This window comes from Corallococcus sp. CA054B (assembly GCF_003611625.1).
GTDB lineage: Bacteria > Myxococcota > Myxococcia > Myxococcales > Myxococcaceae > Corallococcus > Corallococcus coralloides.
Window position 1 is genome coordinate 1 of sequence record NZ_RAVY01000084.1, and the last position, 14,189, is coordinate 14,189.

Annotated in this window: 9 protein-coding genes; 5 read left to right on the forward strand and 4 right to left on the reverse strand. The window is 70.9% G+C overall.

The window, feature by feature from the left end; all coding sequences use genetic code 11:
• A partial coding sequence (ppsA, locus tag D7V80_RS20830) for a phosphoenolpyruvate synthase (RefSeq protein WP_370452514.1) occupies nt 1–2,314 on the forward strand: 2,314 nt, incomplete at its 5' end.
• Nucleotides 2,315–2,321: 7 nt separating this feature from the next.
• On the opposite strand, the gene D7V80_RS20835 is transcribed toward ppsA, so the two are convergent.
• On the reverse strand, nt 2,322–4,820 hold the full coding sequence (locus D7V80_RS20835; RefSeq protein ID WP_120589811.1) for a GAF domain-containing sensor histidine kinase: 2,499 nt from the start codon (nt 4,818–4,820) through the stop codon (nt 2,322–2,324).
• 169 nt (nt 4,821–4,989) lie between these two features.
• Between D7V80_RS20835 and D7V80_RS20840 the strand changes: the two genes are divergently transcribed.
• Nucleotides 4,990–6,288, forward strand: a complete 1,299-nt coding sequence (locus tag D7V80_RS20840; RefSeq protein ID WP_120589812.1) for a universal stress protein — start codon at nt 4,990–4,992, stop codon at nt 6,286–6,288.
• Nucleotides 6,289–6,306: 18 nt separating this feature from the next.
• Complete coding sequence (locus D7V80_RS20845; protein ID WP_120589813.1) at nt 6,307–7,362, forward strand: zinc-binding dehydrogenase; 1,056 nt, start codon at nt 6,307–6,309, stop codon at nt 7,360–7,362.
• Nucleotides 7,363–7,386: 24 nt separating this feature from the next.
• Here the strand turns inward: D7V80_RS20845 and can are convergent, their stop codons facing one another.
• Both can and D7V80_RS20855 read right to left on the reverse strand, forming a co-directional pair.
• Nucleotides 7,387–8,061, reverse strand: coding sequence for a carbonate dehydratase (gene can, locus D7V80_RS20850; protein ID WP_120589814.1), 675 nt, complete (start codon nt 8,059–8,061; stop codon nt 7,387–7,389).
• Between the two features lie 75 nt (nt 8,062–8,136).
• Nucleotides 8,137–9,066, reverse strand: coding sequence for a hypothetical protein (locus tag D7V80_RS20855; RefSeq protein ID WP_147447163.1), 930 nt, complete (start codon nt 9,064–9,066; stop codon nt 8,137–8,139).
• A gap of 117 nt (nt 9,067–9,183) precedes the next feature.
• Between D7V80_RS20855 and rraA the strand changes: the two genes are divergently transcribed.
• Entirely contained in the window at nt 9,184–9,681 is a 498-nt protein-coding gene (gene rraA / locus D7V80_RS20860; RefSeq protein WP_120589816.1) for a ribonuclease E activity regulator RraA, read from the forward strand.
• A gap of 100 nt (nt 9,682–9,781) precedes the next feature.
• Here rraA and D7V80_RS20865 read toward each other — a convergent pair whose 3' ends face one another.
• Nucleotides 9,782–11,104, reverse strand: a complete 1,323-nt coding sequence (locus D7V80_RS20865) for a cytochrome-c peroxidase (RefSeq protein ID WP_233585569.1) — start codon at nt 11,102–11,104, stop codon at nt 9,782–9,784.
• A gap of 687 nt (nt 11,105–11,791) precedes the next feature.
• Between D7V80_RS20865 and D7V80_RS20875 the strand changes: the two genes are divergently transcribed.
• Nucleotides 11,792–14,095 (forward strand): kelch repeat-containing protein, encoded by a 2,304-nt coding sequence (locus D7V80_RS20875; RefSeq protein WP_120589817.1) that lies wholly within the window; start codon nt 11,792–11,794, stop codon nt 14,093–14,095.
• Nucleotides 14,096–14,189: the final 94 nt, after the last annotated feature.

A 14,189-nucleotide genomic window follows, 5' to 3' on the forward strand; every position in this document is an offset into this window, starting at 1 on the left:
GGCGCCGGAAGCGCAGCCGGCCCCGCCCCCCTCCATCCTCTGGTTCGACGCCCTGTCCCGGGAGGACGTGGCCCAGGCCGGCGGCAAGGGCGCCAACCTGGGCGAGCTGACCCGTGCCGGGCTGCCCGTGCCTCCCGGCTTCGTCATCACCGCCACCGCCTTCCATCACGCCATGGAGTCCGCGCGCCCCCGGCTGCGGGAGCTGTGGAAGCGCGTCGACCCGGACGACCCCCGCTCGCTCGCCGAGCTCACGGAGGCCCTGCGCGGCGTGGTGCTCCAGGCCCCGCTGCCGGACTGGCTGCGCATCGACATCCTCGCCGCGTACCACCAGCTGCGGGAGTGCACCGCCGTGGCGGTGCGCTCGTCCGCCACCGCGGAGGACACCGCCACCACGTCGTTCGCGGGCATGCACGAGTCGTTCACCAACGTCGCGGGCGACGACGCGCTCATCGACCGGGTGCGGGCGTGCTGGGCGTCCGCCTATGGCGAGCGCGTGGTGGCCTACCGCAAGGCACAAGGGCTCACGGAGGAGCCGGAGATCGCCGTGGTGGTGCAGGCCATGGTGGACTCGGCGCGCGCGGGCGTCATGTTCACGATAGACCCCGCCAGCGGCAATCCCCGGCACGTCGTCATCGAGGGCGCGTTCGGCCTGGGGGAGGTCGTCGTGGGCGGCCAGGTGGAGCCCGACACCTACGTCGTGGACCGCCTGGGGCCCCGCCTGCTGGAAGCGCGCGTGGGCGAGAAGGCCTTCCGGTGGGTGCGCGACGGCGTGGGCCGCGAGAAGCGCGAGGACCTCACGCCCGAGCAGTCCCGCGCGCGGGTGCTCACGGACGTGGAGGTGCTGGAGCTGACGCGCCTGGGGCTGCGCGTGGAGCGGCACTACGGCGAGCCCCAGGACATCGAGTGGGCCGAGCAGGAGGGCCGCTTCTACCTGGTCCAGTCGCGCCCGGTGACGACCGCGGTGGGCGGCCCGGAGCACCCCGCCGAATCCGCCGAGTCCACCGAGCCTGCGGGACGCACGCTCGTGGCCGGCCTGGGCGCGTCCCCCGGCATCGCGTCCGGCCGCGTGCGCGTGCTGCGCGAGGCCCGGGAGGGTTCGCGGCTGGAAGGCGGTGAAATCCTCGTGGCGCCCATGACCTCTCCGGACTGGGTGCCCACGCTGCGGCGCGCGGCGGCGGTCATCACCGACAGCGGCGGCATGACGTGCCACGCGGCCATCGTCAGCCGGGAGCTGCGCAAGCCCTGCGTGGTGGGCACGCGCACCGCCACGAAGGTCCTGCGCGATGGAGAGGAGGTCACCGTGGACGGCGCCACCGGCACCGTGCGCGAAGGGCTCGCCCCGGAGGCGCCCTCCTCCACCACGGCGGCGGCCACGCCCTCCCTCCAACCGCGGGAGTCCCTGGGGCAAGAGGCGCTGGGCACCCGGCTCTACGTGAACCTGGCCCTGCCGGGCCAGGCCCAGGAGGCGGCGGCGCTCCCGGTGGACGGCGTGGGCCTGCTGCGGGCGGAGTTCATGCTCACCGAGGCCCTGGGCGGCGTGCACCCGCGCAAGCTCATCGCGGAAGGCCAGGGCCGCGAGTTCGTGGAGCGGATGTCCGGCGCGCTCCTCACCATCACCCGCGCCTTCCGGGGCCGCCCGGTCGTGTACCGCACCACGGACTTCCGCACGAACGAGTTCCGGGGGCTGGAGGGCGGGAGCGACTTCGAGGCCACCGAGTCCAACCCGATGATTGGCTTCCGGGGCTGCTACCGCTACCTGCGCGAGCCCGAGGTGTTCCAGCTGGAGCTGGAGGTCCTCGCCCGCGTGCGCGAGGAGACGCCCAACCTCCACCTGATGATTCCCTTCGTGCGCACGGCGTGGGAGCTGGAGGCGTGCCTGGAGGCCGTGGAGAAGAGCCCGCTGGGACGCCAGCGCGGTCTGGAGCGCTGGGTGATGGCGGAGGTGCCCTCCGTCGTCTACCGCATCCCCGAGTACGCGCGCATGGGCATCACCGGTGTGTCCATCGGCTCCAATGACCTGACCCAGCTGATGCTGGGCGTGGACCGGGACTCGGAGCTGTGCGCGGAGCTCTTCGACGAGGAGGACGCGGCGGTGCTGGACGCCATCGTCCGCATCATCCAGGCCAGCCGCGCGGCGGGCATCACGTCGTCCCTGTGCGGCCAGGCGCCCTCGAACCGTCCGGCGTTCGCGGAGCACCTGGTGCGCGCGGGCATCACGTCCCTGTCCGTGGATCCAGGGGCCGTCGGCGCCACCCGGGCGGTCGTCGCGGCGGCGGAGCGGCGGCTGCTGCTGGAGTCCGCCCTGCGGAGGTAGCGCGGCGTCAGACGTGCGCGCCGGTTCGAGCTCCGGCGGGCCACACCGCGGGGAGGGTGAAGAAGAACGTGCTCCCCATGCCGGGCGTGGTCTCCACGCCCACCTGCCCGCCATGGGCCACCACCAGGCCCTTCACGATGGTGAGCCCCAGCCCCGCGCCCTCCCTTCGCTTCGGCCCCGCCTGCCAGAAGCGCTCGAAGATGTGCGGCAGGTTCTCCGCGGGAATGCCGGGGCCCGTGTCGCGCACCAGGAAGCGGACCTGTCCCGCCTCTGGCTGGACGCGCAGGACGATGCAGCCGCCTTCGGGCGTGAACTTGAACGCGTTGCCCAGGAGGTTGGCCAGGATTTGCGGCACGCGCTCCCGGTCCGCCAGGACGCAGGGCAGGTCCTCCGGCACGTAGGCCACCAGCCGGAGCGACTTCGCCTCCGCGAGCGCGCGGTGCTGCTCCACGACCTCCTGGACCAGCGGCGCCACCATCAGGGGCTCCCGCTCCACCGACAGGGCGCCCCCTTCCAACCGCGCCACGTCCAGCAGGTCCTGGATGAGCCGGTTCGCCCGGTGGACGGACCGCTGGATCGTGTCCAGGTGCCGCCGGGTGCCATCCCCGGGAGGCAGCGCCGTCTCCAGCCTTCCGGCGCTGAGCTGGATGACATGGAGCGGGGCGCGCAGGTCGTGGGCCACGATGCGCAGGACCTCGTCGCGCATGCGGCTTGCCTGTTCGGACCGCTCGAACAGGCGGGCGTTGTCCAGGGCGAGCGCCGCGCGGCGGGCCAGCTCCTCGGCCAGGGCGAGATCCCGGGGCCCGTAGCGGCGTCCGGCGCCATACGTCGCGAGGATGAGGGCCCCCAGGTTGCGCTCCCGGCTGCGCAGCGGCACGACGATGACCGACCGGAGCCCCAGCAGGCGAAGCTGTTCCAGGTGCCCGGCGTCCACCGCGGACGTTTCGAGCACCTCCGGTGGGACCTCCGGCAGCAGCACCGGCTCGCCCGTGCGCAACACGAAGGCGACGATGCCCGCCGGGGGGAAGGGGTTCGGCCCGTACGCCGTGGTCAGCGCCTTCAGCCGCGCCGCCGTCCCTGGCTCCTGGGCCGCGCTCTCCACCCGCTGGAGGCGTCCGTTCCCGTCCAGGCTGGCCACCACGCACCCGTCCGCCAGCGCCGGCACGGCGAGCGTCGCCACCGTGGCCAGCGTCGTCTGGGACACCAGCGACGCCGCGAGCCGCGGGCCCACGTCCGCCAGGAAGCGCGACGCCTGCTCCAGCTCCTCCCGCTCCGTGATGTCCTGCACCTGCGAGATGAAGTGCACCGCCCTTCCCCGCGCGTCGCGCACCACCGTGCCCCACACGATGAGGGCGATGCGCCGGCCGTCCTTGCGGACGTAGTGGCTCTCCCGCTGGAAGGAGTCGATTTCGCCACGGCGCATCCGCGCGGCGTTCTCCTGGTCCACCGACAGGTCCTCCGGCACGGTGAGGTCCTGGAGCGACCTGTTGAGCAATTCCTCACGCGAGTAGCCGACGAGCGCGCAGAGCGCCGCGTTGACGTGGAGGAAGCGGCCCTGCAGGTCCACCAGCGCCATGCCGGTGGGCGCGCCGTCGAAGGAGGTCCGGAAGCGCTCCTCGCTCAGGCGCAGCACGTCCTCCGCCCAGCGACGGTTCGACTCCAGCCGCGAGAGGGCGTTCGCGTTCCAGAGGGACACGGCGAGGAAGGTCATCATGGTCGCGAGCACGAAGAGCGTGGTGCCCGCGGTGGTGCTGTAGAGCCCCAGCCGCTCTCCCAGGAGCCGGACGGCGCCCGTCGTGGGCACGACGAGCAGGGCCGCGAACAGCAGCCGCCGCGCCGAGTGGCCGCCCAGGTCGTCCCGCAGCAGCGCGCGCATCAGCCCCCGCTCCGGATGGACGGACAGGATGCCGACCGACAGCAGCAGCAGGGCCAGCGCCATGGGAAGCCCCAGGGGCGTGTCGGCTCCTTGCGCCGTGCGCAGCGGCGCCAGCCCGAGCCGGTGCTCCTCGTACAGCCCGCCAATGAGGCCCCACGCGGAGAGCAGCAACGCGACCGAGGCCAGCCACCGCGCGGGATGCCATCCCTGATGCGTGCGCACATGCAGCATCCCGAGCGACAGCCCCGTGAGCAGCAGGCCCGCCCCGCTTCCCGTGGCGTGCCGGGTGAGCCCCGCGACGCCCAGGAGGAAGGTCACCATCGCCAGGCCCCACCCCACCGCGCGGCGCCATCCGCGCGCCGCCTCCGCGTGAAGCAGCCAGAGCGCGCCCCCCGCCGCCATGAGCCCCCAGGCGTCGACGGGTGAGGGAAGGCCCGCTTCGTTCGCGACAGGCTCCCGAAGGGCCAGGACCCAGCCGCCCAGCATGAGCGCGCCCTCCAGGACCGCGAACAGGCTCGCCACGGGCACGGCCATCGCGAGCACGCGCGCAAGCCGCGGCGGTCCCCCTGGACGGTCGCGCGCAACGTCCAGGGGCCAGGGCAGGCGGCTGACCGGAACAGGGATTCGCATGGCACCCTGGAGAGAACCTGGGGTCCGGCGCGGGGCCCGGCAATGCGTCCTGCCGCATCAGGCGGAGGGAAATCCCAAGCGGCCCGGCGCGCGCCACGCCTCTTCCCTTCCTCCATCCCAGGTGGCGTTCCGCGGTGACTACGTTCAAGGCAAGGGGGGGAAGCCCGACATGAACATCGCGTGCACCACCAACTTCTCGGACGCCTCACGGCGCGCGGGCGACACGGCGGCCCTGCTCGCACGGCGACTGAACGCCTCCCTGCTCCTGGTGCATGCGGTGCCGGGCAACGTGGCGCGGACCTTCGGTGCTCGCGCCAGCGAGGCCGTGGAGGGCGCACTCCAGGAAGAAGCGCGGCGGCTGGAGTCCCTGTCCGGTGTGAGCGTGGAGCCCGTCGTGCGGACCGGCGAGGTGGAGAAGGCCTTGAGCGCGCTGGTGACGGAGCGCGACCTGAAGCTGGTGGTGTCCGCGGCGCCTCGTGAGGAGACGCCCTTCCTGGGCCTGGGCGGCACGGTCGACCGCATGGCGCAGGCGCTGACCGTGCCCTTCCTGGTGGTCCGCGAAAGCGAGGCGCTGGAGGCGTGGGCACGCGGCGAGCGCCCCCTGCGGGTGATGGTGGGCCTGGACCGCTCGCGCCCCTACGAGGTCGCGCGGGACTGGGTGAAGGCGCTCTCCCGCTTCGGGCCGCTGGAGGTGGTGGGCGGCCGCATCTTCTGGGTCTCCGAGGAGGCGAAGCGGCTGGGGCTGGTGCACCCGCGCAGCTACAAGGACGTGTCGCTGGAGCTGCGGGAGGCGCTGGAGCGGGAGGCGGACTCGCTGCTGGAGCCGCTGCGCATGCCCGGCGTGACGGTGCGGGCGCGGCTGGAGCCGGGGCTGGGCCGCGTCGCGGACCACCTGGTCGCGCTGGCGGAAGAGGAGCACGTGGACGTGCTGGTGGTGGGCACGCACCACCGCAAGGCGCTCGCGAGGCTGTGGAGCGTGTCGCAGCACGCGCGGCGGCTGGCCTCCATGTCCGTGGTGAGCGTGCCGGTGCTCACCGCCGAGCAGGGCTCGGTGAAGGAGCCGCCCCAGGTGCGCGCGGTGCTGGCCACCACGGACTTCACGGAGCCGGGGGACCGCGCCGTCGCCTATGCCTTCGCGCTCACGCCGCCCGGGGGCACCGTGCACCTCTTGCACGTGGAGCCCGCGGACGCGTCACCCGAGGCCGTCCAGGCCGCCCGCCGCCAGCTGGAACTTCGCGTGCCCGAGACGGAGCAGGAGGGGCTGCACAAGGTGGAGCTGTACGTGCTGAAGGGCGATGACGTGGCGGGTGTCATCACCCAGGCCGCGGAGCGCTACTGCGTGGACCTGCTGTGTCTGGGCACGCATGGCCGCACCGGCGTGAGCCGAGCGGTGCTGGGCTCGGTGGCGCAGCAGGTGATGGCCCGCAGCGACCGCCCCGCGGTGACGGTGCGCATGCCGCGCGCCTGAAGACAGACGAGGTGATCCATGAAGGCAACCGTGTTCCAAGGCACCCAGAAGGTGGGCGTGGAAGAGGTGGAGAGGCCGAAGGCGGGCGTGGGCGAGGCCATCGTCCGGGTGACGCTCACCACCATCTGCGGCACCGACGTGCACATCCTGCGCGGCGAGTACCCGGTGAAGCCGGGCCTCACCGTGGGCCATGAGATGGTGGGTGTCATCGACGAACTGGGCCCGGGCGTGACGGGCTACCAGGTGGGGCAGCGCGTGCTGGTGGGCGCCATCACGCCGTGCGGCCAGTGCCGGGGCTGTCTCTCCGGGCACGCGTCCCAGTGCGGCCACGGCGAGGGCCTGGAGGCCATGGGCGGCTGGCGGCTGGGCAACACGATGAACGGCGTGCAGGCGGAGTACGTGCGCGTGCCCTTCGCGCAGGCGAACCTGGCCTCCATTCCGGACGAGCTGAAGGACGAACAGGTGCTGCTCCTGGCGGACATCGCGTCCACGGGCTTCAGCGGCGCGGAGTCCGGCGGCGTGAGGATTGGGGACGCGGTGGTGGTGTTCGCGCAGGGGCCCATCGGCCTGTGCGCCACCGTGGGGGCGCGGCTCATGGGCGCGTCGCTCGTCATTGGCGTGGACGGGGACGAGGCGCGTCTGGCCATGGCGCGCAAGCTGGGCGCGGACGTGGTGCTCGACTTCCGGAACCAGGACGTGGTGGCGGAGGTGAAGCGGCTCACCGGCGGCGGCGTGGACGTGGCCATCGAGGCGCTGGGGACGCAGCAGACCTTCGAGAGCGCGCTGCGCACGCTCAACCCGGGCGGCACGCTGTCCAGCCTGGGCGTGTACTCCGGGAAGCTGCAGCTGCCCTACGACGCCTTCGCGGCGGGGCTGGGGGACCACCGCATCGTCACCACGCTCTGCCCGGGCGGCAAGGAGCGCATGCGGCGCCTGATGGAGGTGGTGCGCGCGAAGCGGGTGGACTTGACGCCGCTCTTCACGCACCGCTTCCAGCTCAAGGACATCCGCGAAGCGTATGAGCTGTTCAGCCAGCGCAAGGACGGCGTGCTCAAGGTCGCCATCCGGCCTTGAGCGGACGGGCTCGCGGCGGTGCGCCTACCGTGCCACCGCGTAGCGCGCGAGGCTTTGGGGCAGCTTCGCGGCCAGCTCGTCCGGGCCGCTGAGCGTGAGGCCCAGGTCATGGAGGAGGCCATCCTCTACGCTGTAGACCCACCCGTGCACGGTGAGCGCCTGTCCGCGCTCCCAGGCGTCCTGCACGATGGTCGTCTGACACACGTTCTGCACCTGCTCCAGGACGTTCAGTTCGTCCAGCCGGTCATGCCGCTCGCGGGGTGGCAGCGATTCCGGAAGGAGCCGCGCGTGCTTCTGGTGCACGTCCTGTACGTGGCGCAGCCAGTTGTCCGCCAGCCCCACCCGCTTGCGCTCCATCGCCGCGCGCACGCCGGAGCAGCCGTAGTGGCCGCAGACGATGATGTGCCGCACGCGCAAGAGGTCGATGGCGAACTGCAACACCGACAGCGCGTTGAGGTCGGTGTGCACGACGACGTTGGCGATGTTGCGGTGGACGAACAGGTCGCCGGGCATCAGGTTGACGATCTGATTGGCCGGCACGCGGCTGTCGGAGCAGCCAATCCACAGGTACTCGGGCGACTGGTGGCCGGCCATCTTCCGGAAGAAGTCGGCGTCCTTCTCCACCATGGAGGCGGCCCACTGGCGGTTGTTCTGGAACAGCGCGTCCAGCGTCCGGTCGCCCGTGTTTCGGTCGGTCATCCGCCGGAATCTATCCCGGCGGAAGCCCGGTGCCGCGCGCCGTTTCCACGAAGGAACGGCGCGCGGTGGTGCGTGCTACCGCGGCGCGAACGTGCCGCTGCGGAGTTCGCCGTCAATGCCCCCAGCGCTCAAGGCGTCAAAGCTCGCGGTGCCCCCGATGATGTCCGCGGACTGCAGAAGCGGATAGCCGTCCGCGCTCAAACCCATGTTTGGCGCAAACGGGTAGAGCGAGAACCGGATGCCCCTCTCCAGGTTCTCCAGGACGATCTGGCCCAGAGAAACGTTGGACGGGCCAGTGGCTTCCATGAAGAAGCTCATCGAACGGCCCTGAAGGGCGGCGATGACCTGCTCCTGGAGGGCCGCGCTCACCGTGCCTCCCACCTGGAAGGTCACAGGCGCAGTCTCGACAGTGACGCGCTTGTAACCGTACTCAACCGAGCGCGTCACCGTGGACGACTCATAGCTGATGACGAAAGGCATGCTCTTCCCGGCCAGCTCGGTGAAGATGTTCGAGGAGCCGTACGGCGGAGGGCTGGCCCAGAACTCGATGGTTCCGGAAATCCACCCACCCGAGTCCACGCCGATGCCCACGTCCGCGGTGCCGTCTCCCGGCACCTTGAACAGGAAGCGCACCGGGCGCGTCTCCCCCTCGCCCAGCGTGAACGCCATCGGGTTCGGCGACACCAGCGTGACAGGCACCATGACGCCCGGCGCGTCCGTGCGCTCCACGTGCCATTCACCGTTCATCTGGATGGTGTACGTCCCCGCCATGAGCGCCAGGCTCACCGACTCCGCGGACGTGTCCGTGATGGTCGCGTTCTGCGGCCCGGTGATGGCGAACGTCGCGCCCACCAGCTTGTAGCTGCGCCCCTCCGACGTCGACACCAGCGGCAGCTCCAGCAGCCCCTCGCCGTCGCGAATCACCGGCGTGGACGTTTCAGAAACCTCACCACACGCGACCGCCAGCAACGCGAGCGCGCCCACGAACCACTTCAGCATTTGCATGGACTTCCCCCTCAGGAAGACGCCGACGATAGGATTTCGGACATTGCACGGTCAAGACAGACGGACCCGCACGCGCAATCACAGCCACACCCGATCGGCGCGTGCATCCTACGGATCATGAGCGACACCCCTGACATCAAGACCGCCGACCTCTGTGACGCCCACTCGGGAACTCCGCAATTCCAGGTCGCCGAGCCGGGATTCCTGGACTACGGCGGGCGCCGGAGTTTCTCCGGACCCATCAGCACCGTGCGGGCGCCGGAGGACAACTCGCTCGTGCGCAAGGCATTGGAGGAGCCCGGCCAGGGGCGTGTGCTGGTGGTGGATGGCGGAGGCAGCCGCCGCTGCGCGCTGGTGGGTGACGTGCTCGCGGCCCTGGGCCAGAAGAACGGCTGGGCGGGCGTGGTGGTCAACGGCTGCATCCGCGACGTGGAGGAGGTGGGTCGCACCGACATCGGCGTGAAGGCGCTGGGCACCCACCCGCTCAAGAGCGGCAAGCGCAACGAGGGCCAGCGCGACGTGGAGGTGCGCTTCGCGGGCGTCACCTTCATCCCCGGCCACCACCTCTACGCGGACGCGGACGGCATCGTCACTTCGCAGAAGGCGCTGCGCTGACCTTCGCCTTCCCCACCCCGGGCCACACGGAGCGCAGCGTCCCGACGATAGTGCGCAGCGCTTCAGCCGCCAGCAGCGCCGCGCGCGGTGAGGCCCCCTGTCACTGGAAGTAGCCGTCCGAAAGCGTGCGCAGGAAGGCGACGATGGCCTGCTCCTCCTGGGGTGACAGGCCCAGGTTGCCCATCTCCTGCGTGTTGATGTTCAACCCCACCTCCGGCATGGGCCAGCAGTCCACGCCAGGCGTCCCGGACGTGCTCCCCGTGCAGACCGGCAGCACGTCACGCGTGTTGTAGAAGTGGACGACGGACTCCAGGCTCTTGAAGTAGCCGTTGTGGGCATAGGCCTTGGTGAAGCCAGGGAAGGGGCGCTTGTCCACGTTGCGCAGGGTGGGAACCTTGACCTTGCCCAGGTTGGCGCGCGCGTAGGGCGCGAAGTCCTGGCGCGTCTGGAGGAAGCCCCCCAGGCCCGGGTCGATCCAGAAGGGCCCGTCCGGGTTGAACTGGAGCTGCCAGTACCAGGGATTGAGCAGGTTGCGAGGAACGCCCAGGTTGTCGAAGGTGTAGTCGGTGAAGAGCGGCGGCTCGCCATTCGGGCCGCGCTGGCTCGGGTGGCAGTTGTCGCAGTGGGCCTTGCCCTCGAAGAGCTTCAGGCCCCACTGCTCCTGGGAAGAGAGCCGCGCGCGGCCCGCGAGGAAGGCGTCGTACTTCGAGGAGAAGGCGTTCACCTCGCGAGAGCCCTCGTACGCGGCGATGGACCTCGCGATGTTGTCATACGCGCGCGGCACGTCGCCGCAGATGCGGGCGCCCCAGACGGCCCGGAAGAGGTCGCCGTACGGGCCGCCGCAGACCTTGGCCACCACCGAGGCCTCGCTGGGGTTGTTCTGCTCCAGCGGGTTGAGGAAGGGGCCCTGCGCCTGATCCGCCGCGGGGTTGCCCAGCTCCTCACCGGTGGCGCGGCCATCCCAGAAGTTGCCGCCCACGAAGTCGGCCTGTCCAGGCGTCACCCGGTGGAGGATGGGAGCCTGCGTGGCGTAGGCGGATGAGGGCGGCTTGCGATTGCCGAAGCGTCCCCGCACGGCGCCTTCGTAGACGGAGCCGGTGAGGTTGATGAGCAGGCTGGGGCCCGTCCAGCCCACCTCGGGGCCATGACAGACGGCACAGGCCTGACCCATGGGCTCGGAGAGGCGGCGGTCGAAGAAGAGCAGCTTGCCGAGCCGCTCCACGGGCTTCAGCCCACCGGGCGCCGGCGTGGCCTCCTCGCGCAACGTGGCCTCGAAGATGGCCGAGGCCTGGAGGGATTCGGTCGTCTCCGGCGACTTCGCGTCGCCCGTGTCTCCGCTCGCGGGAGACTTCAATGACAGCATCCCCGGGGCCGGAGCGACTTCACACGCCAGCGGCCCTCCCAGCGTCAGCAGCAGGAACAACCTCAACCATGACCGTGACCCGTGCATTTCCGACACCTCGGATTGGGAGTGGCGGCCAGGGTGACGTTGCCTCCAGCCCTCCAGCCATGGGCCGGAGGCGTTGCTGTCTGTTGGATTCCGAGGATGGGATTGCCGACCGACGTGGAGAGGGCGCACATCCACTGACTTGAAGGCTCCTGCCGCCCCACCCTCCCGCGCGGTCAGACTGTCACGCTCCGGCAAGCGCACTGCCCCCGACGGAGGGGAGAATCCACCAGAAGCGCTATGTCCAGCATCTCCGCCGCTACATCGACGGCAATACCTTCTTTGACAACGCCAGCGGCCTGCCCCTGTCCGACCGGCCGACGTACGTCCCGTCCCTGCTCATTGGCAATCAATTCCTGAGCAACGACGGCGACGGCCTCCGGGTCCAGGCACCCAGCACTCCCACGGTCATCACCAACGTCGCCCTGGGCAACACGGGCTTTGGCATCCACGCGCCGACCGCCTTCGACGGGGACGGGAACGTCGCGCGGGACAATGGCGCGGGCAACTGCGTGGGCATCCACTGCGCCCCCTACTGACGACAGGGAGCCCCCGTCGTCCGGCAAGCGACGGCGGGCCGCCTGCCCGGGTCATAGGCGGCAATGCCTTCCATCCTGGATAGTCCACCCAATCGCTATCGCGACAATGAGGGGGGGGACGCTCATGAAGAGAGCCGGCATGCACCTGATGCTGATGCTCGCGGCAGCGCTGTTCGCGGGCTGCGGTGCGTCATCCGGGGACATGGGGACGGCGCGGTTCGCCGTCTCGGCGCCCCAATCCCTCGCATCCACCATCGCCCGCGTCGCGGTCGCCTCGGGCGGGCCGGACATCCCCACCGTCTGGGTGGACCTGGCGCCCACGAATGGCGTGTGGGGTGGCACCATTGGCAACATCCCCGCAGGCCCTGGCCGTGCCTTCGCCGCGCGGGCCTATGACACCTCCGGCACCCTGCTCTTCTCCGGCTCCGCCGACGGCGTCTCCATCCTCGCGAACCAGACGACCCTCGTCGCCATCACCCTCCAGCAAATCAACCCGCCGCCGCCCTTCGAGAACGAAGCGCCCCTCATCGACTTCGTCACGGTCTACCCAAGCACCGTGGTGGCCGGAGGCACCGTCTCCCTGTCTGCCTCCGCGCATGATCCGAACCCGGGTGACACGCTCGGCTACGCATGGAGCGCCACCGCGGGCACGTTCGCCTCGCCCACCGAGCCCTTCACGTCGTGGACGGCCCCCGCCACCACTGGCCTCCAGACGCTGACGCTCACCGTGACGGACTCACGCGGTCTGGCCTCCAGCGCGCTCCTGGTCGTCAACGTCCTGCCCGAAGGGGAAGGCGAGGCCGAGCTGTCCATCTCCTTCAACAGCGCACCGGAAGTCTCTTCGCTTGACGCCGCGCCCACGCAGCTCGTCGTCGGGCAGCCGACGTCGGTGTCCGTCACGGCGTCGGATCCGGACGGGGACAGCCTCGCCTACTCCTGGAGCGCGTCGTGCGCGGGCACCTGGACCGACGCCACCTCCAGCGCCTCTCGATTCACGCCTTCGCTCCTGCCCGCCGCCGCCTGCAACAACTGCCGTTTGACGGTCTCCGTGTCCGACGGACGCGGGGGACACAACTCGGGCACTGTCGCCCTCTGTGTCAGGACCGCGCCGCCTGTCACTCATTTCAACCCCGTCATCCTCCGCTCCTACCGCTCCTCGGACACCGCCACCCCGGGCCAGGTGCTCACGTACGAAGTGGTCGCCACTGATCCCGAGGGCTCCGCCCTGTCCTTCTCCTGGGATGCCAACACGGGGATTCTGGGTACACCGAACCACGGCGCCTCACGCAGCCGCATCACCTGGACGGCCCCCGCGTGTGCCAGCGCCAGCACGCCCCCGACCCTCACCGCCACCGTCACCAATGCATTCGGCCTCACGGTCACCCGGAGCTTCGCGGTGACGGGCCTTCCGGTCTGTGCGGAGCGGGGCTGGGCCATGACGGGCTCCATGACGTCGTCACGCTACGCGTTCACGGCCACCCTGCTTCCCGGCGGCAAGGTGCTCGCCGCGGGTGGCTACAATGATGACCTCTTCGATTTCGTCGCGACCGCGGAGCTGTATGACCCGGCCACGGGCACCTGGTGCCAGACGGGCTCCATGGCGGAGCGGCGCAACCAGCACACGGCCACGCTCCTGTCCGACGGCAGGGTGCTCGTGGCCGGGGGATACCGTGGCGACGTCCTCGCGGCGGCGGAGGTGTACGACCCGGCCACGGGCTCCTGGAGCGGAACGGGCGCCCTGGCGGAAGCGCGCTACGGCCACACGGCGACACACCTGCCCGATGGCAGGGTGCTCGTCACGGGGGGATTCAGTCAGGGCTTTCTCGCGACAGCGGAGGTGTATGACCCGGCCACGGGCACCTGGAGCCTGACAGCGCCCATGGCCACGCGTCGCGCCTTCCACACGGCGACGCTGCTGCCCGGCGGCAAGGTGCTTGTCGCGGGCGGGGATGACAATGAAGTCCCTCGTACGACGTCGCAGCTGTACGACCCGGCCACGGGCACCTGGAGCGCTCCGAGCACCATGCTCGCCGCGTTCATTGGCCACACCGCGACGCTGCTGCCTGATGGCAAGGTGCTCGTCGTGGGAGAACCGACGCCGGAGCTGTACGACCCGGCCACGGACACCTGGAGCGAGACCGGCGCCCTCGCCACGCCTCGCATCTCGCACACGGCGACGCTGCTGCCAGAGGGCAAGGTGCTCATCGCCGGAGGACTCCAGTTCATCAACGGCGTTCCCATCTATCTCGCATCAGCGGAGGTGTACGACCCGGGCCCGGGCACCTGGACTCCCACCGCATCCATGTTCAACGCCCGCGACCTCCACGTCGCGACGCTGCTGCTGGACGGCAGGGTGCTCGTGGCGGGCGGCCTCAATGACAGCCGTGTTCACGGCGCGGCGGAGCTGTACGGCCCGCCGGCCCCCTGAAGCGCGACGGGCGCCATGGCCGGACCGCGTTCCGGTGACGCGGGGCCTCGGGCCGCAGGATGGCCAGGTCCTCGTGACGGGGGCTCTCCCCCCA